At 65.3% G+C, this 22,456-nt stretch carries 24 protein-coding genes; 10 read left to right on the plus strand and 14 right to left on the minus strand.

The genetic code is table 11. The annotated features are described in order from the left end of the window. Positions 1 to 16: 16 nt before the first annotated feature. The 4 genes from BKN37_RS02875 to BKN37_RS02890 all read right to left on the minus strand — a co-directional run bounded on the left by BKN37_RS02875 (position 17) and on the right by BKN37_RS02890 (position 3,200). Entirely contained in the window at positions 17 to 553 is a 537-nt protein-coding gene (locus BKN37_RS02875; RefSeq protein ID WP_071021109.1) for a flavin reductase family protein, read from the minus strand. Beyond that, the gene (locus BKN37_RS02880) at positions 550 to 1,629 is read right to left on the minus strand and encodes an NADP-dependent oxidoreductase (RefSeq protein WP_083341539.1); all 1,080 of its coding nucleotides are present in this window, start codon (positions 1,627 to 1,629) and stop codon (positions 550 to 552) included. The genes BKN37_RS02875 and BKN37_RS02880 overlap by 4 nt, the downstream gene beginning before the upstream one ends. Positions 1,630 to 1,695: 66 nt before the next feature. Then, positions 1,696 to 2,571 (minus strand): SDR family NAD(P)-dependent oxidoreductase, encoded by an 876-nt coding sequence (locus BKN37_RS02885; protein ID WP_071021115.1) that lies wholly within the window; start codon positions 2,569 to 2,571, stop codon positions 1,696 to 1,698. A gap of 89 nt (positions 2,572 to 2,660) precedes the next feature. Further along, positions 2,661 to 3,200 carry a VOC family protein gene (locus BKN37_RS02890; RefSeq protein WP_071021118.1) on the minus strand — a complete coding sequence of 180 codons (540 nt, stop codon included), beginning with the start codon at positions 3,198 to 3,200 and terminating at the stop codon, positions 2,661 to 2,663. Positions 3,201 to 3,374: 174 nt separating this feature from the next. Between BKN37_RS02890 and BKN37_RS02895 the strand changes: the two genes are divergently transcribed. The 6 genes from BKN37_RS02895 (at position 3,375) to BKN37_RS02920 (ending at position 9,140) form a co-directional block, all read left to right on the plus strand. After that, complete coding sequence (locus BKN37_RS02895; RefSeq protein ID WP_071021232.1) at positions 3,375 to 4,571, plus strand: acyl-CoA dehydrogenase family protein; 1,197 nt, start codon at positions 3,375 to 3,377, stop codon at positions 4,569 to 4,571. Further along, positions 4,564 to 5,751 carry an acyl-CoA dehydrogenase family protein gene (locus tag BKN37_RS02900; protein WP_071021121.1) on the plus strand — a complete coding sequence of 396 codons (1,188 nt, stop codon included), beginning with the start codon at positions 4,564 to 4,566 and terminating at the stop codon, positions 5,749 to 5,751. Before BKN37_RS02895 ends, BKN37_RS02900 begins: the two co-directional genes overlap by 8 nt. A 112-nt stretch (positions 5,752 to 5,863) precedes the next feature. Next, positions 5,864 to 6,916 carry an alcohol dehydrogenase catalytic domain-containing protein gene (locus BKN37_RS02905; protein ID WP_071021124.1) on the plus strand — a complete coding sequence of 351 codons (1,053 nt, stop codon included), beginning with the start codon at positions 5,864 to 5,866 and terminating at the stop codon, positions 6,914 to 6,916. 22 nt (positions 6,917 to 6,938) lie between these two features. Further along, positions 6,939 to 7,739 carry an SDR family NAD(P)-dependent oxidoreductase gene (locus tag BKN37_RS02910; RefSeq protein WP_207547204.1) on the plus strand — a complete coding sequence of 267 codons (801 nt, stop codon included), beginning with the start codon at positions 6,939 to 6,941 and terminating at the stop codon, positions 7,737 to 7,739. Between the two features lie 67 nt (positions 7,740 to 7,806). Then, entirely contained in the window at positions 7,807 to 8,742 is a 936-nt protein-coding gene (locus tag BKN37_RS02915; RefSeq protein WP_071021127.1) for a quinone oxidoreductase family protein, read from the plus strand. Then, positions 8,742 to 9,140, plus strand: coding sequence for a nuclear transport factor 2 family protein (locus tag BKN37_RS02920; RefSeq protein WP_071021131.1), 399 nt, complete (start codon positions 8,742 to 8,744; stop codon positions 9,138 to 9,140). The genes BKN37_RS02915 and BKN37_RS02920 overlap by 1 nt, the downstream gene beginning before the upstream one ends. Before the next feature lie 75 nt (positions 9,141 to 9,215). Here BKN37_RS02920 and BKN37_RS02925 read toward each other — a convergent pair whose 3' ends face one another. Then, positions 9,216 to 9,734, minus strand: a complete 519-nt coding sequence (locus tag BKN37_RS02925; RefSeq protein WP_071021134.1) for a hypothetical protein — start codon at positions 9,732 to 9,734, stop codon at positions 9,216 to 9,218. A 470-nt stretch (positions 9,735 to 10,204) separates the two neighbouring features. Here BKN37_RS02925 and BKN37_RS02930 point away from each other — a divergent pair, with 470 nt between their 5' ends. Then, positions 10,205 to 11,197 (plus strand): acrylyl-CoA reductase family protein, encoded by a 993-nt coding sequence (locus tag BKN37_RS02930; RefSeq protein WP_071021137.1) that lies wholly within the window; start codon positions 10,205 to 10,207, stop codon positions 11,195 to 11,197. A gap of 131 nt (positions 11,198 to 11,328) precedes the next feature. Next, positions 11,329 to 11,850: a nuclear transport factor 2-like protein gene (locus tag BKN37_RS02935; protein ID WP_131823513.1), complete on the plus strand. Its 522-nt coding sequence runs from the start codon at positions 11,329 to 11,331 to the stop codon at positions 11,848 to 11,850. 195 nt (positions 11,851 to 12,045) lie between these two features. On the opposite strand, the gene BKN37_RS02940 is transcribed toward BKN37_RS02935, so the two are convergent. The 3 genes from BKN37_RS02940 to BKN37_RS02950 form a co-directional block, all read right to left on the minus strand. Beyond that, entirely contained in the window at positions 12,046 to 12,672 is a 627-nt protein-coding gene (locus BKN37_RS02940) for a TetR/AcrR family transcriptional regulator (RefSeq protein ID WP_083341541.1), read from the minus strand. A gap of 348 nt (positions 12,673 to 13,020) precedes the next feature. Next, positions 13,021 to 14,016 (minus strand): hypothetical protein, encoded by a 996-nt coding sequence (locus tag BKN37_RS02945; RefSeq protein ID WP_071021238.1) that lies wholly within the window; start codon positions 14,014 to 14,016, stop codon positions 13,021 to 13,023. Positions 14,017 to 14,072: 56 nt separating this feature from the next. Next, positions 14,073 to 14,981 (minus strand): alpha/beta hydrolase fold domain-containing protein, encoded by a 909-nt coding sequence (locus tag BKN37_RS02950; protein WP_242657060.1) that lies wholly within the window; start codon positions 14,979 to 14,981, stop codon positions 14,073 to 14,075. A 268-nt stretch (positions 14,982 to 15,249) separates the two neighbouring features. Here BKN37_RS02950 and BKN37_RS02955 point away from each other — a divergent pair, with 268 nt between their 5' ends. Both BKN37_RS02955 and BKN37_RS02960 read left to right on the plus strand, forming a co-directional pair. Then, the gene (locus BKN37_RS02955; RefSeq protein WP_071021152.1) at positions 15,250 to 15,786 is read left to right on the plus strand and encodes a glutathione peroxidase; all 537 of its coding nucleotides are present in this window, start codon (positions 15,250 to 15,252) and stop codon (positions 15,784 to 15,786) included. 19 nt (positions 15,787 to 15,805) lie between these two features. Next, positions 15,806 to 16,933, plus strand: coding sequence for an epoxide hydrolase family protein (locus BKN37_RS02960; protein ID WP_083341545.1), 1,128 nt, complete (start codon positions 15,806 to 15,808; stop codon positions 16,931 to 16,933). Positions 16,934 to 17,089: 156 nt separating this feature from the next. Here the strand turns inward: BKN37_RS02960 and BKN37_RS02965 are convergent, their stop codons facing one another. The 6 genes from BKN37_RS02965 to BKN37_RS02990 form a co-directional block, all read right to left on the minus strand. After that, entirely contained in the window at positions 17,090 to 18,031 is a 942-nt protein-coding gene (locus BKN37_RS02965; protein ID WP_242657061.1) for an alpha/beta hydrolase, read from the minus strand. Positions 18,032 to 18,272: 241 nt separating this feature from the next. After that, positions 18,273 to 18,614, minus strand: a complete 342-nt coding sequence (locus tag BKN37_RS02970) for a DUF732 domain-containing protein (protein ID WP_071021162.1) — start codon at positions 18,612 to 18,614, stop codon at positions 18,273 to 18,275. Positions 18,615 to 18,640: 26 nt separating this feature from the next. Beyond that, the gene (locus BKN37_RS02975; RefSeq protein ID WP_071021165.1) at positions 18,641 to 19,312 is read right to left on the minus strand and encodes a hypothetical protein; all 672 of its coding nucleotides are present in this window, start codon (positions 19,310 to 19,312) and stop codon (positions 18,641 to 18,643) included. 42 nt (positions 19,313 to 19,354) lie between these two features. Continuing rightward, positions 19,355 to 20,218, minus strand: coding sequence for an MlaD family protein (locus BKN37_RS02980; protein ID WP_242657062.1), 864 nt, complete (start codon positions 20,216 to 20,218; stop codon positions 19,355 to 19,357). A gap of 116 nt (positions 20,219 to 20,334) precedes the next feature. After that, on the minus strand, positions 20,335 to 21,339 hold the full coding sequence (locus tag BKN37_RS02985; protein WP_083341543.1) for an MlaD family protein: 1,005 nt from the start codon (positions 21,337 to 21,339) through the stop codon (positions 20,335 to 20,337). Then, positions 21,336 to 22,430 carry an MCE family protein gene (locus tag BKN37_RS02990; RefSeq protein WP_095406986.1) on the minus strand — a complete coding sequence of 365 codons (1,095 nt, stop codon included), beginning with the start codon at positions 22,428 to 22,430 and terminating at the stop codon, positions 21,336 to 21,338. The genes BKN37_RS02985 and BKN37_RS02990 overlap by 4 nt, the downstream gene beginning before the upstream one ends. Positions 22,431 to 22,456: the final 26 nt, after the last annotated feature.

A 22,456-nucleotide genomic window follows, 5' to 3' on the forward strand; every position in this document is an offset into this window, starting at 1 on the left:
CAGTCTCGTTTCTGCGCTATTCGGGGTTGACGAAGTCGGCGACGTCCCCGCCGAACGCGATGGCCGCGAGTCGACGGAACCGGCTGCCGTGGAAGACCAGCGGTGCGGCGTCGGGATTGGCCCGCAGGCCGTGGATCTCAAGCAGGGCGACCGCATGGTCGCCGGCCGAAACCTCACCATGAACGGAACATTCCAGCCACGCGGTGGCGCCGCGTACAAATACCGCGCCCTCGGGCGTGCGATCCCACGCGACGCCGGCGAAACGGTCCGCGCTCTGCCGCGCGAGGCTCATACAGATTTCGTCTTGGCCCTGCGCCAACACGCTGATGCCCAATCGCGGCAGGTCGCGAAGGCTGCGCCAGGTGCCCGAAGTCGCCTGGAAGCACACCGATACCAGTGGCGGTGCGAGCGACACCGAGGTGAAGGAACTGGCGGCCATGCCGACCGGCTTGTCGTCGACCAACGCGGCCACCGCGGTCACCCCGGACGGGAAGCACCCGAACGCCCGACGCAGCAGACCCGGGTCGGCGCCCAGTGATTCGATGGCGATCATTGCCTGGCCCCAACCTGCTGGTGGGTGACCGTGCTGTCTGTTTGCGCCACGACAGGACGTGGTTCGTCTGCGATCTGCACCATGAGCTTTCCGTCGTGTTCGCCGGTGAAGAGCCTGTTCATGGCCTCGGGCGCGGAAGCCAATCCGTGGACCACGTGATCCTTCCAGCGCAGCTGTCCGGTTTCGATCCAGGCCGCCAGGTCGCCGTAGGCTTCACGGGCACGCGAGAGGTGATCCAGGACAACGAATCCCTGAATGGTCAGTCGGTTCATCAGCACGCGACCGAAGTCCTTCGGACCGGCCATCGGCGCGTCGGAGTTGTACGACGAGATCAACCCGCACACCGCCATCCGACCATTGACGTTGAGCCGCGAGTACACCGCGTCCATGATGGACCCGCCCACATTCTCGAAGTCCATATCCACCCCGTCCGGGCACAACCGGTCGAGCGCATCTCCGACATCCTCGGACTTGTAGTCGATCGCACCGTCGAACCCCAGATCGTCGACGATCCATTTGCACTTGTCGGGGCCGCCGGCGATGCCGATCACTCGGCACCCCTTGATCTTCGCGATCTGCCCGACGATCGATCCGACCGCGCCGGCGGCCGCCGACACGACAAGCGTCTCACCGGGGTTGGGACGGCACACGTCAAGCAGGCCGCAGTATGCAGTGAGCCCGGTCGTGCCCAGAACGGAGAGCGACGCGGTGAGCGGGATGTTCGCCCGCCGCCGGATCCGGCTTGCCGCCGACGCGTCATACGTCGAGTACAGCTGCCAGCCGCCCTGACCAAGAAGCACGGTGTCACCGGGCTGGAATCGTGCCGATGAACTGTCCTCGACGACACCGACCGATACACCGCGCACGACCTCGCCGATACCGACGGGCGGCAGATACTGGTCACGGCTGCTCAGCCACACCCGGTTGGTTGGATCTATCGAAAGATAGATGTTCTTCACCAGGATCTGGTCGTGTTCGAGGCCGGCGACGGGTGATTCGACCAATTCCAGGTCGGTGCTCCGAACTTCGCGCTCGGGCCGTTGTTTGAGGACCCATCCTCGGTTCATCCGCACCATGTCGAATACCCATTCTTTCCGCGGTTTTGGCTGGCACAGGTTCCACCGGCCGGCGTGCGATGCACGTTACGTCGCGACGGGATTCACGCCGCCGAGCATCATCTGCACCGACAGGTCGGTGCCATACCGGCCGTCGAAGTCCGCGAGCGTTCCCTCGATTTCCCGGTGCAGCCCGATGACGAGCGATTCCCAATCACGGTGGGTGACGATCAGGAACTGCCTGTCCTGCATCGCCTGGACGACCTGCTCGCCCACCCGATCGGGGTCGGCGCCCTGGGCTTGCAGTGCGCCGTTCTGCTCGATGACCGCGGCATTGGGCTCTCGACCAAGCAGTTTCGCCTGCCCCTCCTCGGCGGTCCTGCTCAGTCGGGAGGCCACGGTGCCCGGACACAGCAGGGAGACGCCGACGTCGGTGCCGCGGAGTTCCTCCCGCAGTACCAGGGTGAAGCCCACGCTGGCGAACTTCGAGGCAACGTAGGCGCCGACGGTGGCCATCGGCACCAGACCCGCCATCGAGGCGGTGTTCATGATGTGCGCGCGCCCGCCACGTCTCTTGAAACGCGGCAAGAACGCCGAGACGCCGAGGAACTGCGCGTCGACGTTGATCCGCTGCACCCAGCGCCAGACTGCGAACGGGGTGTCGTCGATCGCGCCGCCACCGTTGACACCGGCGTTGTTACACAGGATCGAGATCGGGCCGAGCGCGCCCTCGGCGCGATCCGCCGCGGCCTCCCAGCCGTCGGCGTCGCTGACATCGAGTTCCACGGTGGTCACCGCTCCCCCGGCCTCCGACAATTCTGTGGCGACATCGGCAAGCCGTGGCCCGTCGATGTCGGCGAGGGCGACCTTCGCCTGGGCCGCGACGAGTGCCCGGGCGATGCCGAGTCCGATACCCGATGCGGCGCCGGTGACAAAGGCAGCTTCCCCTGCCGGCCAAACCATAATGTGCTCCCATCTCTCTGGCGGTTATTGTGTGGCGTGTCCGGGTCGCGATGCGTGAGGCGTTGGCGATCGGCGAACTGCACCTACGCCTACGCCATGAGTGTCGCGAGGTCGCGGATGGGATCGGTACCGTCCCAGTCGGCGGCGACCGCCGCGGCGGCGGCGAACATCTCCACCACGAGGCCGTGGCGCCCCATCAGCTCGGTCATGCAGCCGAGCATCGGCCGGGTGTCCACGTAGGCAACCGGTGTCTGGCCCGCGACCACTCCCGTCATCACCACGTCGAAGCCCTGCTCCTGGTAGTTGCGGCATTCGGCCGCAACGTCATCGACGAAGCTGCAGATATGGTGCAGGCCGCTTTCGCCTTCGGCGAAGACGTCGCGGTACGGCGACGAAGCGGCACCGTGCTGCTTGATGAGTTCAACCTGAACCGGCCCGGCTTGGGCGATCGCGCAGCTGATGTCCACCTCGACCGGTTTGCCCCGATGCGTCGCTTCGGTGAAGATCCCGCCGACATGCGCACCCACGAAGAACGGCCCAATCCGAGCGGTCTGCTGCCACTGCTGCACTGCCGCGTCGAGATCGTCTACCACCCAAGCGATCTGGTTGTACTGCTTTGCTACGAGCAATTCCTCGCCTTCCGTATGCGTTGACGTACGCAGCTTCGATGGCCCGCCACACCCGGCTCACATTGACACGACGGGGGGCATCACCTAGCGTCACTGTATTAGATCGTTCTATTTATTGCTAGCCTGACTTTGTCCCGGCCTGACGCCGCCGCGCCGTGATCACTGGAGTTGAAGTTGAGCCCTGATGTCGAATCCGCACGGGTAGCGGACGCCGCACGCACGGTCGTGCGGGACCACGACCCCCGATCCGTTCCCGCCACCGAGTTCTTGGGAGCCTGTTACGACGCGGGCCTGTCGTGGGTGCATTTCCCGCAGGGCCTTGGTGGTCTGGGAATCTCGCGCGGATACCAGGGTGTCGCGGACGCGATCTTTCAGAAAGCCGGTGCGCCCTCGCCGTACGACCTGAACATCATCGGCTACGGCATGGCTGCGCCGACCCTGGTCGAGTACGCCCAGACCGAGGACCTCAAGCGGCAATGGCTGCGCCCTCTCGCTACCACCGAGGAGATCTGGTGCCAGCTGTTCTCGGAGCCGGGCGCTGGATCCGATCTGGCCGGGCTGGCCACCTCGGCCGTCCGCGACGGTGACGACTGGGTGGTCAATGGACAGAAGGTGTGGACCACGCTGGCGCATTGCGCCAGGTGGGGAATCCTATTGGCCCGCACCGATCCGGATGTGCCCAAACACAAGGGCCTCACCTACTTCGTCGTCGACATGCGCGATCCCGGTGTCGAGGTTCGCCCGCTGCGCCAGATGACCGGCCAGGCGGAATTCAACGAGGTCTACCTCACCGACGTCCGGGTTCCCGACGCACACCGCGTCGGCGCGGTGGGTGCCGGCTGGTCCGTCGCGATGACGACGCTGATGAACGAGCGCAGCTCGATCGGTGCGGCTGGTGTCCGCCGCGGCGATGGCACGATCGCCGACGCGCTCGCGCTGTGGGCGCAGCGCCCGGAGCGGCGCACCCCGGTGCGACGCGACCGGCTCGCCCAACTTTGGCTCCGCGCCGAGGCGCAGCGGCTCACGTCCGAGCGGGCCCGCGCCACCGCGACCGTCCGCGGTCCCGGGCCGGAAGGGTCGATCGACAAGCTCGTCGGTGCCGAACTCAACCAGCGGGTCTACGAGTTTTGTATGGATCTGCTGGGCCCGGAGGGCACCCTCTACGGCGACTACACGATGCGTGACGTCACGCCCGAGGAGGCCAATGCCGGCGGGCCAGTACAACAACGCTTTCTGCGCTCGCGCGCCAACACCATCGAAGGCGGTACCTCGGAGGTGCTGCGCAACATTCTCGGCGAACGGATCCTGGGGCTGCCCGGTGACCTGCGTGCCGACTCCGGACGACCCTGGCGTGAGGTGCCCCGTGGCTGACACTGATCAAAACCCGAACGCGAGCGCGCAATTCGCCTTCACGGCCGAGCAGCACGAGCTGCGCACGACGGTCCGCAGCTTCTGCGCCGAGCACTCCGACGAAGCCACCGTCCGGCAACTGATGGAGGCCAGGCCCGCCTTCGATCAAAAAGCCTGGATCCGGCTCGGCTCCGAGCTCGGCGTGCTCGGTCTCGGTGTCCCGGAAGAACTCGACGGTTCGGGGGGCGGGCTCGTCGACGCGGCGATCGTGGTCGAGGAGTTGGGCGCCGCGCTGTTCTGCGGTCCGGTGTTCGGCACCCTTGCGTTGTCGATCCCGGCGCTGCTCGCCGCACCCGATACACCGGTGCGGACCCAGGTACTGGGTCCGCTCGTGGCGGGGACCCGAACCGCCGCCTTCGCGGTCCCTGAACGGGCCGGACGGTTCGCCGCCGACGCCGTGACCGTGCAGGCCACCGGCTCCGCCGACGCGTGGACCCTCTCCGGGACCGTCGAGCGCGTCGTCGACGCCGACGCCGCGGACGATCTGCTGGTGGCCGCGGCTGGCCCCGACGGGGTGGCGCTGTTCGTCGTGGACGCCGCCGAGACCGGGGTGCAGCAGACCGTACTGTCCACGATGGATCTGACCCGGCCGCAGGCGACAGTCCGGTTCGTCGACGCTCCGGCCCGGCTGCTCGCCGGCCCGGAGCAAGCCAACCAGATCTGTCAGCGCGCGCTGCAGGTCGCCGCGGTGCTGCTGGCCGCCGAGCAGGTCGGCGGGGCCCAACACCTGCTCGACCTGAGCGTTGCGTATGCCAAGGACCGGCTGCAGTTCGGTCGACCCATCGGTTCGTTTCAGGCAGTCAAACACCGAATCGCCGACATGCTCGTCGATCAGGAACACGCCCGGTCCGCGGCCTACTACGGCGCTTGGGCGTTGCAGGACGGCAGCGACGACCCCGCGCTGGCGGCATCGATCGCGCAGGCGACCTGTTCGGCGGCCTTCACCCGCATCGCCACCGACACCGTCCAAGTTCACGGCGGCATCGGCTTCACGTGGGAGCACCAGACGCACCTGTACTTCAAGCGCGCCTTCACCGACGCCGCTCTGTTGGGTAGCCCCGAGGACCACCGAGATCGGATCGCCGCGTTCGTACTCGACGACATCACCGGCGATTACGAAGTTCCGGTCGCGACCGGATGAACTCCGAGGGCCGCGGGGCGGTGATGGGTCCCGTCCTGCGGCCCTCGATTCCACCCGAGACAACTGGAGAACCTCGCGCCATAGGGCGCCCCAGGAGAGAGGACCGACAACGATGAAGGCCGCGCGGTTGTATGGCAAGGAAGACCTCCGCATCGAGGAGGTGCCCGAACCCACCCCCGGGCCCGGCCAGGTGAAGTTACGTAATGAGTACACGGGCATCTGCGGATCCGACCTGCACTACTACTTTTTTCCGGAGGCGCTCCCGTGGGACGTCAACGAGCCTCATCCACTGACTGGCGCCGCGCTGCCCCAGATTCTCGGCCATGAGTTCGCCGGCACGGTGGTCGAAGTTGGCGACGGTGTGGAGGACGTCGAGGTCGGCGATCGCGCTGCCGTGTACCCGCTGATCGTGTCCTGTGGTAAGTGCGCGGCGTGTCAGCGCGGGCTGTACTTCTCGTGCAAGTTGATGGCAGCACTGGGCTCGAACGCTCCCGGCGGCGGCCTGTCTGAGTTCACGGTCGCTCCCGCGTCAGCGTTGCATCTACTGCCCGAGAATGTGGACCTTCGGCTGGGTGCGCTCGTTGAGCCGATGGCGGTCGGTTGGCATGCCGTCGCGCGCAGCGGCGTGAAGGCCGGCGGCACAGCGCTTATCGCGGGTGCGGGCCCGATCGGCATCGGGGCGTGGTTCGCGTTCAAGGCCCAAGGCGTGGACAAGGTCCTGGTTTCCGAGCCGAGCGCCGACCGCCGGGCCATCATGACCTCGCTGGGCGCCACCGTCGTCGATCCGGTGAACGACGACCTGGCCACTGTAATCGCCGAATTCACTGACGGTGCCGGCGTGGACGTCGCCGTGGACGCCGCCGGGGCCGGAGCGGCGATCACCTCGGCCTTGGCAGGTCTAGTCGCCGGAGGCCGCGTCGTCGTGGTTTCCCTGCACGAGCACCCGATGGAATTCCAGCCCACCATGCTCATGATGGGCGAGACCGAAATCGTGGGCGCAGTCGGGTACGAGCCAGAGGAATTCGACGCCGTCATCGCCGCCATGGCGAGCGGCTTCTACGACACCACCGGCTGGGTCCAGGAAATGCCGTTGACCGACATCGTTGACGCGCTCCACGCCCTGCGCCAGGGCACCGGCGCGAAGATTCTCATCAAAACCGGATAGCGACCGGAGCCGGGTACATGAATTGCCCCACAACAGTTTCACGCAGAAATTCCATCACTATGAGGAGACGAAAGTTCTGATGGCGAATCTAAAAGGCAAGGTTGCGGTCGTTACCGGATCGTCGCGCGGGATCGGCGCTGCAATTGCACAACGGTTGGCGGCCGACGGGGCGGCCGTCGTGGTGAATTATGTTGCTTCTGCGGACAAAGCGCAGGCAGTTGTCGAGCGTATCCGGCAGGCGGGCGGGAAGGCCGTCGCGATCCAGGCCGACATGGGTGACTGGTCGCAGGCTCAGATGCTCGTGCAGAAGGCGGTTCCGGAGTACGGGCGACTTGACATCCTGGTCAACAACGCCGTCCAAGAGGTGGGCCGAGAGCCCATCGAGGACCTCACCGAAGAGTTCACCCACAAGCAGTTCGCGGTCAACGTGATCGGGCCGATCGCGGCTATGCAGGCCGCTGCGCCGCTGCTGCCCGAAGGCGGCCGCATCATCAACATCAGCTCGTGCGTCACCGTTCACCCGGTCCCATGGAGCACCGTCTACTCGGCGACCAAGGCCGGGATTGAAGCCGCGACCAGGTCGCTTGCCGCCGAACTCGGGCCGCGGAATATCACCGTCAACACGATCGGGGTGGGGTTCACCAAAACGGACCTAATCGGCACGAACACCAAAGAACAGGACGATGCCCTGATCGCCCGGACGCCGCTCGGCCGCATCGGAGAGCCGGAGGACATCGCCGACGCCGTGTCGCTGCTGGCATCGTCGGATTCACGGTGGATCACCGGGCAACTGGTGCTCGCGAGCGGGGGAATCGTTCCCTGACCCGACGTAGAACTGCCTTGTCAGCTGTGCCGCTCTGGTGAGCCCGGCCCGATCCGAAGGAGTAGTCATGAAGGCCATTGGCGTAATGGACTTCGGAGGCCCCGAGACCCTTGAAGTATTGGACCTTCCGAACCCACCCGATGCCGAGAAGGGCTGGGTTCGCATCCGGGTCCGCTGCGCCGCAGTGAATCCCGCCGACATCGCGATGCGCCGCCAGCGCGGTCCCGCGCAACCCCCATCACCGCCGTACGTGTTCGGGATGGATGCCGCTGGGATAGTCGAGCAGATCGGCGAGGGCACTCACACCCCGCTGAAAGTCGGCGATCAAGTGATGGCCATCGTGATTCCACAGGGTTCCTACGGGGCGTACTCCGAACAGATCGTGGTTCCAGTGGACTCGGTTGCCCCGGTCCCGGCCGGCACGACGCTCCCGGAGTCGGCGACGCTGCCAATGAACGGACTGACTGCTCGTCTGGCGCTTGACGAGCTGGGGCTGAAGCCGGGCGACACACTGGCGGTAACCGGGGCAGCCGGGACGCTCGGCGGCTATGCCATCCAGCTGGCCAAGGCTGACGGGCTCGCAGTCATCGCCGATGCGGCCGACGCCGACGAGAAGCTCGTCCGGGAACTGGGCGCCGACCATGTCATTCGACGCGGCCAGGACTTTAGCAGCCAGGTCCGGGAGATCGTTCCGCCTGGAGCCGACGCTGTACTCGACTGTGCGCTGCTGAATGATGCAGTCGTACCGGCGGTTCGGGACGGCGGCGGTGTCGCCACGGTGCGCGGCTTTCAGGGCGAAGTACAGCGTGGGGTCACCTTCCACCCCGTGTATGTCCCCCACTACGCCCGCGAAGTCGAAAAGCTCGACCGGCTTCGCCAACAGGTCGTAGAAGGACAGTTGACGCTCCGTGTCGCGAAGACCTTCCCCGCCGAGCAGGCGGCCGATGCCCACAGGATGCTTGAAGCGGGCGGTGTCCGCGGCCGTTTGGTTCTGGAGTTCTGATGCCCGGGAAGGCATCCGCGGAGTCCGTGGTGCGCGGATTCATGGCGGCGTGGCCGCGCTGGCAGGTCGACGAACTCGCCGGTTTCTTTGGCGATCGCGCGGCCTGGGTGGACGGCCACAACCAGCCCAGCATCGGTATCGATGCCATCAAGGCCCGCCTTGCAACGATCGGGCGGTTACTTCCCGGCCCCACGGTCGAAGTCAAGAATCTTCTCGCAAGCGGCAGCACCGTAATGGTTGAGCGCATCGATGTCATCCGGCTCAAGGGTGAAACATTCAACGTCGAGGTCACCGGTGTGTTCGATGTTGACGGCGGCGGGCGGATCGTGCGATGGCGCGACTACTACGACTCCCGCGCGCTCGAGGAGAGCATCATCGCGCTCCTCAGCACAGCGTAAGTCGAGCGGCTCTCGCGGCGGCCCCACTGTCGGCGGGCTACCGCGAGTTGCCGTCACCACACGTTGCGCCGAAGGTTAATTGATTGTGATTCCGTGACGTTCGGCCACCTCGTAGGCGTCATGCCTGTCGATCATCGGGGCGGCATCGCTCAGTTTCTTCACCCCGGGCACGCTGGCAAAGTCCGGGCCGAGGTTTTCGGCCATCATCGCGGCGAAGTTGGTGTCCATGTACATCCGCTCACCGGAAATCAGCTTCTGCTCGGGATCGAAGGACATCACGACGATGTATCCGCCGGTAACGCGCTCGCCAGCTGACGTGGTGAACGACACGTGTGCCTCGCGGACCAGCGTGTTACGGGAGATGGCATGCACACGCATCTGGGCCGCGACATTTCGCTCGCGAGTTCCGGGCAGGATGCGGCTGTAGGCCTCACGAACGGCGGCGTAGCCATCGAAGGCATATCCCAGGGTTGGAAGCTCGTAGTGCGGGTTGTCAACCAAGGTAGCCATCGTGGCGTCGAGGTCTTCTTCCAGCTCGCCCTTTTCGTGCGCGAGCAGGACGGCTTCCATTTCCTTCTTGGTCATTTCTTCCATGGCCGGCAGGGCCTCCTTTGATCCGTCACTGAAGTGAGATCGCATCGATCGCCGACCTGGGGCGCGTCGCGTCCGATGCCGAGGCTCCACGCGACACGGCATGCAGATTCGACCCACACGACGATCTAGATAGATTGATCTACGCCAGTATGAAGCTAGTCACAATCCCCTCGCCTCGTCAACGGGGACACAGGACCGCCGCCCGAGCGGCCCGCACACGGGAGCAACGGACCCGCCTGTTGACGAAGCCGCAATACGGTGACTACGCTCCGACTAGATCAATCTATCGACTGTGGCCTGGTGTCACACATGTGCCGCCCTTTGCGGGTTTCAGGACGCCGGTGGCCAGCGCACAGGCGATCGATCCGGTCTCCGTTGCAGTAACCAGTGAAGAAAGCGCTTGCCCGAGACCACACTCGCTGCGGCCTCCGCAGTTTGTTGTCGCCGGGTGCCCGATCTAGGAGAGTGTCATGTCCGATTCTTTTAACGCATTCGTCTTGAACAAGGACGGCGGCGGTTTCAGCGTCGGCGTGCAGCAGCTCACGCTTGATGACCTCCCCGCCGGCGACGTCACCGTGCGCGTGCAGTACTCCAGCGTCAACTACAAGGACGGCCTGGCCTGCCTGCCGGAGAGCCCCGTAGTGGCCACCTACCCGATGGTGCCGGGCATCGACCTGGCAGGCACCGTCGTGGAGTCGGCCGACCCGCGCTTTACCGCGGGCCAAGAGGTACTCGCGATCGGTCGCGCGCTGGGGATTTCGCAATTCGGCGGCTATGCCGAGTACGCCCGCCTGTCCAGCGATTGGGTCGAGCCGCTTCCGTCCGGCCTGACGCTCAAGGAGGCGATGGCGCTCGGCACGGCAGGCTTCACCGCGGGCCTGGCGATTCAGCGCCTGGAGGACAACGGCTTGAAGCCGGGCGATGGGCCCGTGCTGGTGACCGGGGCCACCGGCGGCGTGGGTAGCACGGCGGTGAACATGCTCGCCGGGCTTGGCTACGAGGTTGCCGCCAGCACCGGCAAGGCCGCCGAGCACGAGTACCTGCAGAAGCTGGGTGCCAGCAAGATCCTGAGCCGCGAGGACGTGTCGGGCCAGAGCGACAGCCCGCTGGAGGCCGAGCTGTGGGCCGGAGCGGTGGATCCGGTGGGTGCGGACACCACCGCATACCTGCTGCGCACCACACGTTACGGCGGCTCGGTGGCGACCTGCGGGCTCACCGGTGGTTTCGCGATCGGCACCACGGTGTTGCCCTTCATCCTGCGGGGGGTGAACCTGCTGGGCATCGACTCCGTTCAGTGCCCGCCGGATGTGCGCGCCGGAGTGTGGCGGCGACTCGGCACCGACCTCAAGCCGAAGAGTCTGGCGGAAAGCATTTCCCACGAAGTCGGTCTCGAGGAGATCCCGGCGGTGACCGGGAGCATCCTCGCAGGCTCGGTGAAGGGACGAACGATCGTCCGGCTGTAGCGACGCGCATGGGCGCCGTCCTCCCGACGGCGCCCATGCTCCTCTAAGGCCAAGCACCACGAGTTCGGCGATTTTGCCCCTATCTGACAGCGTGACATGTCAGAATTAAATTTCGGAGAAAGGAAGTGTAGATGGCAACAACAACAACACTCACGCTGGAGCAGATGGAAGAGTTGCTTAGGCTCCACGAGGAGGCCGAGTTCAATCTCGACCTCGACGCAACGATGGCAACGCTGGTCGAGAATCCCGTTTACGAGTTGCCCTCACTCAACTTGTACATCGAGGGCCGAGACGCCGTCGAGGAGCTCTATCGGCGGATGCTCCACGGCGGAGACGTGCGGAATTTCTGGGCGGATAAGCGCACCCACGCAGTCTCCTCGAGCAGCCTTATTCGCGAGGCGTGGGTGTACTTCGACACCGATGACGGGGTCCGCGTTACCGGATGTTACAACACCGTGATGGATTTCGAAGGCGACAAGATCGCGGGCGAGCGAATGTTCATGGACGCCATCTACACTAAGACGATGGCCTCGGTTTTAGGCCCCGATTTCGGCGATGTCCCAGGCGTTTTCCCGTTGGACCAGAAGCAGCCGCCGCCAGTCCCCCGTATCGACGACCGCGCGGCAGCGCACGCAGCCAACTCGAATCACTGATCCAGCAAGCACCATGAACATGGCCCGATCGGCCTGCCACCAATCCGCGGCGGGCCGATCGGCGTCGCAGTCGGCTCGAACCTGGGTGGACATGGGTCCGCAACCACAGCAGCCCGCCAAACACCGCGAGCAGGTGTGGAAATACGCTCGTATAGCGGGTGATTCACCCGGTATCCACCCAATATGCCGGCAGTATCAGGGCAGGTTGGTTCGCCAGTACATTCCGACCAAGAAATCGGCGAGCTCAGCCGGAGTGATGTCAAGAAGTCCGTCCGCCCACGAGATCAGCAGCTCGGAAGCGGCCCCAGATAGGGCGATAGCCTTCATGCGGGCGTCAACAGGGGTGCTAGTAAACGGTTGGACGCCGGCTCCTGACCACCTGACGAAGTTCTCGGCGGCGCGCATAAGAATCTCATTTCGGCGCGTGCCGGCGCGTCCACCCCTGCCGAGCGCCTCGACAAAAAAGATCCGGATCATCCGGGGATCGCCGGCCAGCGTATCCACGACCGTTCGGAGTGCGACCGATATCCTCGAAAAGGCGTCATCAGGCGCGGTGGCGACAGCGGCATCCGCCTCGCCTTCGATCGCGTCCATGGTGAGGTCGAGGACCACGTCGAACAGTGCATCCAGATCGCTGAAGCTCTCGTAGAAGTACCGTTCGGTCAACCCGGCTTCAGCCACCACGTCTTTGACCCGGACAGATCCGGAAGCGTTGGAACCGAACAGGTTGGTGCCGGCCTCGATCAGCTTCCGACGCCGCTCAGCGACGCGTTCTTCACCTGTTACTCCGCCGTACACGCGGCCTGCGCCCGCAGTTGACACCCTTGCTCCTACCAATTGCGTTGTGTGGCCCAAGGACATAGTGCTGAGAGTTGGGCTGTCCCGACCAAAGACACTCGGTCCGGCCCACTTACGACTCGGTGGTCTTGCGCAGTGCGGCGGGCGCGGGGCTGGACGCGCTTGTTCTCCCGCCGTCGGACGAACTCGTCCGAGGGGTACCGGGCTTCTCAATCGGGTCAGCATGTGGGGGTCAGCATGCAGGATCGCGGCATTAATTGCAATACGTCATTGTCAGAACGGCCCAGCGACTGCCACCCACTCTGCTGGCAGGACGCCGAAAATCAACACGGCGTGACCAAGACATGCGCAATCGACGAGGAATACGAGCTTTCAGTCGCCTCCCGGTTCGAGCGCGGCGGTGTCGGCGGTCACGCGCAATAAGAATGCAGCCGCGATGTAGCGCATGCGGCCCGCGGTGGTCCGTGGATCGTATCCAAGTTGCTGTGTGAACATCTCGTGCCGGTTCTGCAGCGTGGAGTGGTGCATCCTCAGCTCCGCGGCAGCGCCGCGGATACTGTCGGCCCCGACGAGCACTCGAAGGATTTCGGCCGAGCGGTCATCGAGGCGAGCCAGGGCTCGGACGTCGTCATGCGGCGCCGCCGGGTCGTACGCCCGGGCAAGCATCAGCATCGCGCCGAGGTCGGTCGCGTTGACGACGGGCGTGGTCCGGTCGGTGAGACGGAACGCGATCTGCGCGCCCTCCCACGACTCCGGCGCGCGATCGGCACGCATGCACGGCCCGAGCCCCGCTCTGCCGGATGGACGCGTATTCCTGGCGATATCGACGCTTGCTCGCAGGATGCCGTATTTCGTTGGTACGACCACCGACGGCATCCCCGGGATCGTCACCTCCGGACTGGTGGCGACGATCCTGACCTTCGTGCCCGGATCTAGCCCCAGCTTCGCGAGCGCAGCACCGCGCTCATCGTTCGAACGCGCCGAGTCGATGGCGATCTCGATGCCACTCGCCGGGGCCCGCCGGGCCTCCAGCACCTCGACGGCGAGCGTGAGCCGCTCGATGATCATCTCATCGTTGGCGTGCGGTACGCCGTCCCGCTCGAGCCACACCCTCCCGCTCGATGTGGCCCGTTCTGAGGATCTCGGGCCATCGCCGGTCTCGGGCAGCCGGTGACCCTCGGGATCGCGCCGACTGATCCGCCACCGCACCTCGGCCCCCGCACAAACCCCGGAGAGCGCGGCCGCCCCGCGCAGCAGCCCGTCGAGCCCTACGCCACCGGCGACCAAGGCATCGAAATAGGCGACCACCTTGAGGCTCGCGCCCGCCGCCGGGTCGAGGGCTGTCAGTCGACCAGCGAGCTCCTGCATCTGCACTCCTCGGGTACGTGGTTCACCCTAGCTCGCCGTCGGGCAGTCGAACCCCATTACGAGTCGAGGAGCCGTGCGACCCAGGCGTTACGTGCAGCCGCAGCGGCGTGCGCCAGGGCGGTGTGCGGCGCGATCAGGTCGAACCCGTGGAACCCGCCGGGCCACACGTGGAGTTCGGCCTGGACGCCAGCGCACCACAAGCGCGTCGCGTACGCGACGTCTTCGTCGCGGAACACCTCCGCCGAGCCGCAGTCGATGAAGGCCGGCGGCAGCCCGGAAAGGTCGGTCGCGCGCGCGGGCGCGGCATAAATCGACACGTCGTCGGTGCCGCGACGATCGCCCAGCAGGGCGGTCCATCCCGTCCGGTTGCTCGACCTGATCCAGATCCCTTTGTCATCGCACTGCGCGCTGGACGCGGTCCGGTCGCGGTCGTCGAGCATCGGGCACATCAGTACCTGTCCCGCCAGCCGGGGCCCCTTGCGGTCGCGCGCCATCAGCGCATTGCCGGCCGCGAGGCCTCCGCCGGCGCTAGTGCCGGCGATGATGAGCCGGTCGAGGTCGATGCCGAGTTCGGCGGCGTGCTCGGCCGTCCACAGCAGTCCGGCGTAGCAGTCCTCGACCGGGTAGGGATCCGGGAACTCCGGCGCTATCCGGTATTCGACGGTGACGGCGACGGCATCGTGCTCGATGATCCAGGGCATGATTTGCCCGACGCCCGCCATGCGGTTGCCGACGATCATGCCGCCGCCATGGGCGTGGTAAATGCCGGGGCCGACGCCGGACTTGTCGGTCCGGGCCACGACGGAGGCGACGAGCTCGGCACCCTGGTAGCCGCGGATGGTGACGTCGCGCCGCGCCAGGCCAGCGGCGGCCAGCTCGGCGTCCGTAACGATCCCCGGCGCCGGCGCCTTCCGCAGCTCCCCGATCGTCTCGGCGGTGACCTCCGGTATCTGGTCGCCGATCACGGCGAGGACTGCCTCCAGCTCGGGGTCGAATGGCGGTCGCGGACCAGCCCTGTGCATTGCCGACTCCTACAGATGTCTTGGCGGCGCGTCGGTTACCGACTGCACCATGGTCATGCCGTACTGACCGCAAGAAAACCGCCATACGCGGCAGATTTCGACCAACACATCCGCCATTCGCTCAGCCCGGACTAACGTACATCTGCGGGTACTCGGCGATTTCCGCCACGCAGCGTTGTATAATTTCTGGAAGTCAAATAGCCTCGGTGCCATGACTATTCACGAGTTCTCGGCCACCACTGCCGACGGTGTCAGCCGTTCACTGGACGTCTACGCCGGTCGCGTGGTGCTCATCGTCAATGTCGCCAGCAAGTGTGGTTTTACGCCGCAATACGAAGGTCTTGAAGCGCTGTACCAGGAAACCCGTGACCGGGGCTTGGAGATCCTGGGCTTCCCGTGCAATCAGTTCGGAGCTCAAGAACCCGGCACCGACGCCGAGATCCAGGATTTCTGCGCCACGAATTTCGGTGTCACCTTTCCGGTCTTCGGCAAGATCGAGGTCAACGGTCCCGATGCGCACCCGCTGTTTGTTCACCTGCGGGCGGAGGCACCGGGCGACCTCGGTCCCTCGAGTGGACCGCTGTACGAGCACATCAAGGCCACACGCCCGGAAGCACTCGGCACCGACGAGGTGAAATGGAACTTCACCAAGTTCCTGGTCGGCCGGGACGGCAAGGTGATCCGCCGTTTCGAGCCGACCGTGACACCCGAACAGATCAAGTCCGAGATGGTCGAACTGCTGGTCTGATCATTCGCAGATGGCTGATATCCAACGGTTTCGGATCGATGTACCCGACCATGTGCTCATCGACCTGCGCCGGCGGCTGGCCAACACCCGCTGGCCCGAGGCCGAATGCGTCGACGACTGGAGCCAGGGCATCCCGCTCGCCTACACCCGCGACCTGGCCGACTACTGGGCCAGCGGCTACGACTGGCGGGCACGCGAGGCCGCACTGAACCGGTTCGACCAGTTCGTCACCGAGATCGACGGGCTGCCCATCCATTTCGTGCACCAACGCTCCCCGCATCCGAATGCGTTCCCGCTGATCATCACCCACGGCTGGCCCGGCTCGATCGTGGAGTTCCACAAGGTGATCGAGCCGCTCACCGACCCGACCGCCCATGGCGGGCGCGCCGAGGACGCCTTCCACGTGGTGTGCCCGTCGCTGCCCGGCTACGGCTTTTCCGGCAAGCCATCGCGTTCCGGCTGGGGCGTCGAGCGGATCGCGGCGACCTGGGAGACGTTGATGACGCGGCTGGGCTACGAGCGCTACGGCGCGCAGGGCGGCGACTGGGGTGCGGCAGTCACCACGCAGATCGGCCGCAACGGTGACCACTGCGTCGGCATTCACACCAACATGCCGATCGCCACCCCGACCGAGGCGGCGTTGGCCAACCCCGATGAGGCCGATCGCGCCGCGCTGGCCGCGATGAAGCACTACCGGCGGTGGGATTCCGGCTACGCCAAGCAGCAGTCCACCCGACCGCAGACGCTGGGCTACGGGCTGGTGGATTCCCCGGTCGCGCAGTTGGCCTGGATCGTGGAGAAGTTCTGGGCGTGGACCGACTGCGCCGGGCACCCCGAGAACGCGTTGACCCGGGACGAGTTGCTGGACAACGTGATGCTGTACTGGGTGACCGCCAGCGGGGCGTCCTCGGCGCGGCTGTACTGGGAAGCCATGGCGGCGTTCGGGCGCGGCGGTCGCGTCGAACTACCGACTGGAGTGGCGGCGTTTCCTAAGGAGGTGTCGCGTGCGCCGCGGTCGTGGTGCGAGGCCAGCTACAACATCACCCACTGGACGACCATGCCGCGCGGCGGGCACTTCGCCGCGTTCGAGCAGCCGGAACTCTTCGTCGACGACGTCCGGGTCTTCTTCGCCACCGTGCGCCACTGAAATCGACGTCCATACGGCGCAAACCCCCCGATCTGAGGGCTATGTGTCAATCTGGACGTCGATTTCAGCAGCGCCCCGAATGAGCCCACGCGAAAGCCCCCAATGCGCCGTTGAATTGGGGGCTTTCGCGTGGGCTCGCGGAGGAGTCGCCTGCTATCAAGATCCGAGAAGCTTTGCAACCCAGGCGTTGCGCGCCGCGGCTGCGGCGTGCCCCAGCGCCGTGTGCGGTGCGACCATGTCGAATCCGTGGAACCCGCCGGGCCATACATGCAGCTCGGCCTGGACTCCAGCACACCACAAACTCGTTGCGTAGGCGACGTCCTCGTCACGGAAAAGTTCCGCAGAGCCGCAATCGATGAAGGCTGGCGGCAGCCCGGAAAGGTCGGTTGCGCGCGCGGGCGCTGCGTAAATCGACACGTTGTCGGTGCCGCGGCGATCACCCAGGAGGGCATTCCAACCCACCAAATTGCTGGACCGGATCCAGATCCCCACGCTGTCGAACTGCACGGTCGAGGTCGTGTGGTCCCGGTCGTCGAGCATCGGGCAAATCAGCACCTGCCCGGCGAGCCTGGGCCCCTTGCGATCGCGGGCCAGCAGGGCCGTGCCCGCCGCAATACCTCCGCCGGCGCTCGCGCCGGCGATGATCAGCCGGTCGGGATCGATACCGAGCTCGCTGGCATGTTCGGCCGTCCAGACCAGCCCGGCGTAGCTGTCCTCGACCGGGTAGGGATCCGGGAATTCTGGTGCCAGCCGGTACTCCACGGTGACCGCAACCGCGTCGTGGTCGACGATCCACGGCAGCAGCTGGCTGACCCCGACCATGCGGTTGCCGGCGACCATGCCGCCACCGTGGACATGGTAGATCCCGGGGCCGACGCCGGACTTGTCGGCCCGCGCGATGACCGAGGCAACTAGGTCGACGCCCTCATAGCCCTGAACGGTGATCTCGCGACGCGTGACACCGGCGGCCGTCAAGTCGTCATCGGTAACCACCCCCGGCAGCGGGGCCTCACGCAACTCGGTGATTGTCTCGGATGTCACCGTCGGGATCTGGTCGGCGATCATGTCGAGGACTGCTTCTAACTCGGGGTCGAACACCGGCCGCGGAACGGTACTGTACATCGGGGCTCCTAAGTGTCTCCTTGCGGCGCCTCATCGCGCCAACTCCACCATGTTCACGCCGCGACGGCAGCGGATAAACCGCCATCCGCGCCAGGTTCCGAGCAACGGGTCCGCCATTCGCTCGTCTCACCTAGTCCATAGCGAAAGCTCCTTCGCCACAGTGCGTTTGAATCCGCCAGCTATGGGTCGCCAGCGCCGCCGGCCCGGCATCGCGGCCCTAGGGAAGCGGCTCGTACGGCGGTCGCCCGTCGCGCTCGTCGCACAACTCGCTCACTGCAAGGTCAACGATCGTGTTGGCTTGCTGTTCGGTCAGTCCATAGGGTGGATGCAGGCTGGACGAGTACACGGCTTGCTCCACCCATTGCCGCGGCGGCTTGCCCCTGAGCCGGAGAGCGCACACTTCCCAACCCCACTCTTTCAGCTCGTACTCGCCGCGTGGGGTGTTGATGCCCGCGTCGTGCAGCTTCTGCAGATAGGACTTATCGTCCGCGCTGGCCATGCCACTTCCGACAACCCCGGCCAGCGCGGTCAGCCCCGCCGCCACCGCCAGGCTCAGCACAGCCGACCTTCGCGTGCCGCGAAGCACTACTTGTCTCCGACCACTTGCCCGATACCGCCGACGTCGGTGATGGTCCAGCCGTTGGCGGAATCGACGGTCACGGCGTAAGTGGCGGTGGATTGCAGGTTTTGCGCGGCCTGCACTGTCTTGGTCATCACGCTGACGAAGGCGTCGACAACGTAGACGCTCTTGTCGTGCGATCGCACTTTGGCGGCGATGGGTTTTGCCACCGAAGACCACTCCAGGGGAAGCAGGATCTGCTCCATGGCGTTGGCCGCGTCCGTGAGCTTCTTGCTCAGTTCGGGCGTGGTGCCCTCGACCAAGGCGCGCTTCCACGGCCCTAAATCCTTGTGATCCATGATCGCGGCTCGCACGGCGTAGTCGAGTGCCACCTGCTCGGCTCGTGCGTAATCGTGTTCCTGCTGGACGTGGGCGTCCATTCTTCGGTTGGCGCCGATGTACAGCCAGGTCATCACACTCAGCGCCGCGACCAGGGCGGTGATGAGTACCGCTAGCGATAAGCCGCGCACGGATACGGAGATGCGCCGCCCCGTCCCCGTCGCGGAATCTTTGTGCGCGACATCGGTCTCCTGATCGTCGCAGGCCTGCTCGTCCGGCTGCGCGGCGTCCGAATCGTCGGCCTCCGAGTCGTCGGCGTCGGTTAACTTGGTGTCCTCGACAGTCTCGGTGATGTTCACATCCTCACCAGCTTCCTGTTGCTATTTTTCGTGCCCAACACATCACTCACCAGCCTCCGGGGGTGGTTGACCGGTCTGCGGGAGAGTGACGTGCAGTTCGATGGCGCCATCCGGGGGTGTTGCCGCCAGCAGATTGGTAAGGATCCGGCTGCTGTCGACGTTGCCCAGCGCGCTCGCGATCGCCTGGATGTTGGGGGTGAGTGGTTCGGTGAGCACGCGGAGATCGGCGCCCCGATCATCCAGAAACTGCTGGATGCGCTGCATGAACCTACCGAAGATGTACACGGTCCCGGGCATGTCCACACGCAGGCTTCCGTTTACCCCCCAGTTCCACATGTCGACCAGCAATGGGCCCATGCGTTTGACGTCCGGGGCGGACTGGGCGAGCAGCGAGCCGACGAATCCGGCGTTCTCCAGCAGACTCTGGAGGTTTTCCAGCGCTTGTCTGCCTCGGCCGTTGAGTCCGGCGGTGGTGTTGTTGAGGACGTGGCTCGCGCGCTCCAGGTTGGGCAGGACGGTGTAGGGATCGGGCAGGGCGGCGTCGGCCTGGCCGACCACATTCTGGAGTTGACCGGGGTCCAACTGGTTCAGCGTCCGGACCACGCTAGCTCCCAGGTCCGAGATCGACTTCGGCGCGACAATCGATTCACTGGGGATCGTCTGCCCGTCTTTGAACGCCGGCCCCCCGGATGTCTTCGGCTCCAGTTCGAGGTAGGACTCGCCGAGCGCAGACAGGTTCTCGAGCCGGACAACGGTGTCCCGGGGAATTTTGAACTTGTTGTCGATGTAGAAGCGGATGGTGGCGTTCGAGGTGGACGTCTCGATGGTGTCGACCTTGCCGACCGGAACCCCGCGCAGCAAGACGTTGGATCCGACAACCAGGTTGTTCACGTCGGCGACGTCCATGGCCAGGTTGGTCCGATTCTCCGGCGGCCGGACTCGAACGCCCAGGTGTGCAACGTAGACCAGGAATGTGGCGATCATCGCCGCGAATGCGACGAACACCGCTGTGGCTCTGAGGATCACGGGACAGCTCCTAGCATCCGCAACACCTGTTCGACATCGTTTGACAGTTCCCGCCCATCCGGCCCGACGATGGAGGTGATGTTGATTGCCGGATACTTGTCTACCGGCAGGACGAATTCGTTCAGCAAGGTCCGCCAGCGTGGGTACTCCCCCTCCACAACCTGCTTGGCTCCCTGTATCGCCGTCATGGCGTCCGCGAGGGAAGAGAAGGCCGGCACCATCCAGTACCCGCTGCTATAGATCGTCCCAACCGACGGGAGCAAGTACCCGAACTCCCGAGCGATTACCGTGGATCGTTCGAATCCCCGCACGCCCTGCGGGGTGAACCAGAAGCTCATTTGCGGCGCCCAGCCGCCCACCACATTCGACGTTTGTTCCAAGCTGGTGATCATGGCGTCGACGGTTTCGAGGTTGTCGGAGACTTGGTTGAGGTCGGTGGTCACTTGCGATACCACCCTGCGCACTTCGTCCTTGGGTGGGGTGATCCGGTTGAGCCGAACCAGGGTGTGCTGCGCACGTTGTATCGACCCGCTGCCGATGAAGTTCGCCAAATTGGCGATGGTGTCCTCCAGTTGCGGTGGCGATATTGTCTGCTGCAGCGGGATTCGCCCCCCGGCCGCCACCGGAGCTGCCGGGGCTGCGCCATCGGCCGGCGGTTCTAGGGCCAGATAGATGTCACCGAGGACCGTGGCCTGTTGCAGCACCGCGGTCGTGTTGGACGGAACCGCGATCCCTTCCTGGATGCGCGCCGTCACATCGACGTGGGTGCCGACTTCGGCGACCTTGCTCACCGCCCCGACGGTGATGCCGTCCATGACGACCTTCGCCCGGTCGGGCAGGTTGAGGACGTTGGCGAACTCGACGACGATGTCGTAGCCGTCCGTATAACTGTGGCCCGGCATCGGGATCGCGTCGACGGATAGCGCGGCCAGCGACGAGCACCCGCTGAGGCCCAGCCCACACGCCGCCGCGCAGATCAGCGACAGTATCCGATTTTTCATCGCCGCTGAGCCTCCGTAAGCACGTATTGCAACAGTGCGACGTCCACCGCGTAGGGCCGACCCTCGACATCTGCGCAGCTACCGGGCGCGGACGCGTTCATCGCCCCGCACGCCAGCAGCCCGTTCGGGGTCGGGATCCGGTACAGTGCCGGGCGCCAGGTCAGCACGCTGAACATGTGGTTGTTGAGGCGCTTCGCCAGCCCTCCCGACGTCGCGCCCGCCGGCTCGCCGTTGATGCCGCTGATGAACCGTGGCAACGGATTGAGCATGTCGGCGATGCCTTTGTAATGCGGGCTGGCGATGCGGACCAATTCGCTGGTCGCATCCAATGCCGACTGGAATTCTTCGCCCAGCTCCAGCTCGATGTCGGCGACAATGGGCAAGACCTGGCCCATCGCCCCGGCAAACTGGAGGGCTCCATGCTCGGCCTGCACCAAGTCGGGAACTATCGGCGGTAGGTCGGTGACGATCTGCTTGATCGGCGCACGGTTGGCCTGCACCATTGACGTCAACTCGGCAATGTTGCGGGTGATTTCGCCCATCTGGGAGATCGCCTGATCCGGGTTGTCCAGCAGTCGCGAAGACCGGGTCAGCAACTGGTTGGCACGATCGCCCTGCCCGCCCATCGCTTCGTCGATGCCGCGCAGCGAATCGGCGATGGTGGTCGAGCCGTCCGGATTGATCGCGTTCACGAAGTCGGTAGCCGATCCGATGATCTTCGCGATGCTGAGCGGGGTGGAGGTTCGATTTATGGGAATGCACTCGGCTGGCTTGAGTTTCGCTCCGCCGGTGTAATTTCCTACCAGTTCCAGTGCGCGGTCCGCCAGAATGGATGGCGAGCGGGTGACCGCCCGCACCTCTGCTGGAATCGGACGTCCTTCGTCGATGGAGAACGCAACTTTCACGTCGGTAGGGTGCGGCTCAATCCGACGAACGGTGCCGATCGGATAGCCCATCTGGGTGACATGGTTGCCCACATACAGACCGACGCTGTCGGACATGACAGCGCAGTACTCATTCGCCGCCGATGCGGATGACGTCGCACACGAGGTGGCGCCGAAGATGGATGCGATCGCCACCACCGTTGCCATGACCGGACGGTTTCTTGACCTAAGGC

Source organism: Mycobacterium talmoniae (genome assembly GCF_001854525.1).
In the GTDB taxonomy this organism is placed as follows: Bacteria; Actinomycetota; Actinomycetes; order Mycobacteriales; family Mycobacteriaceae; genus Mycobacterium; species Mycobacterium talmoniae.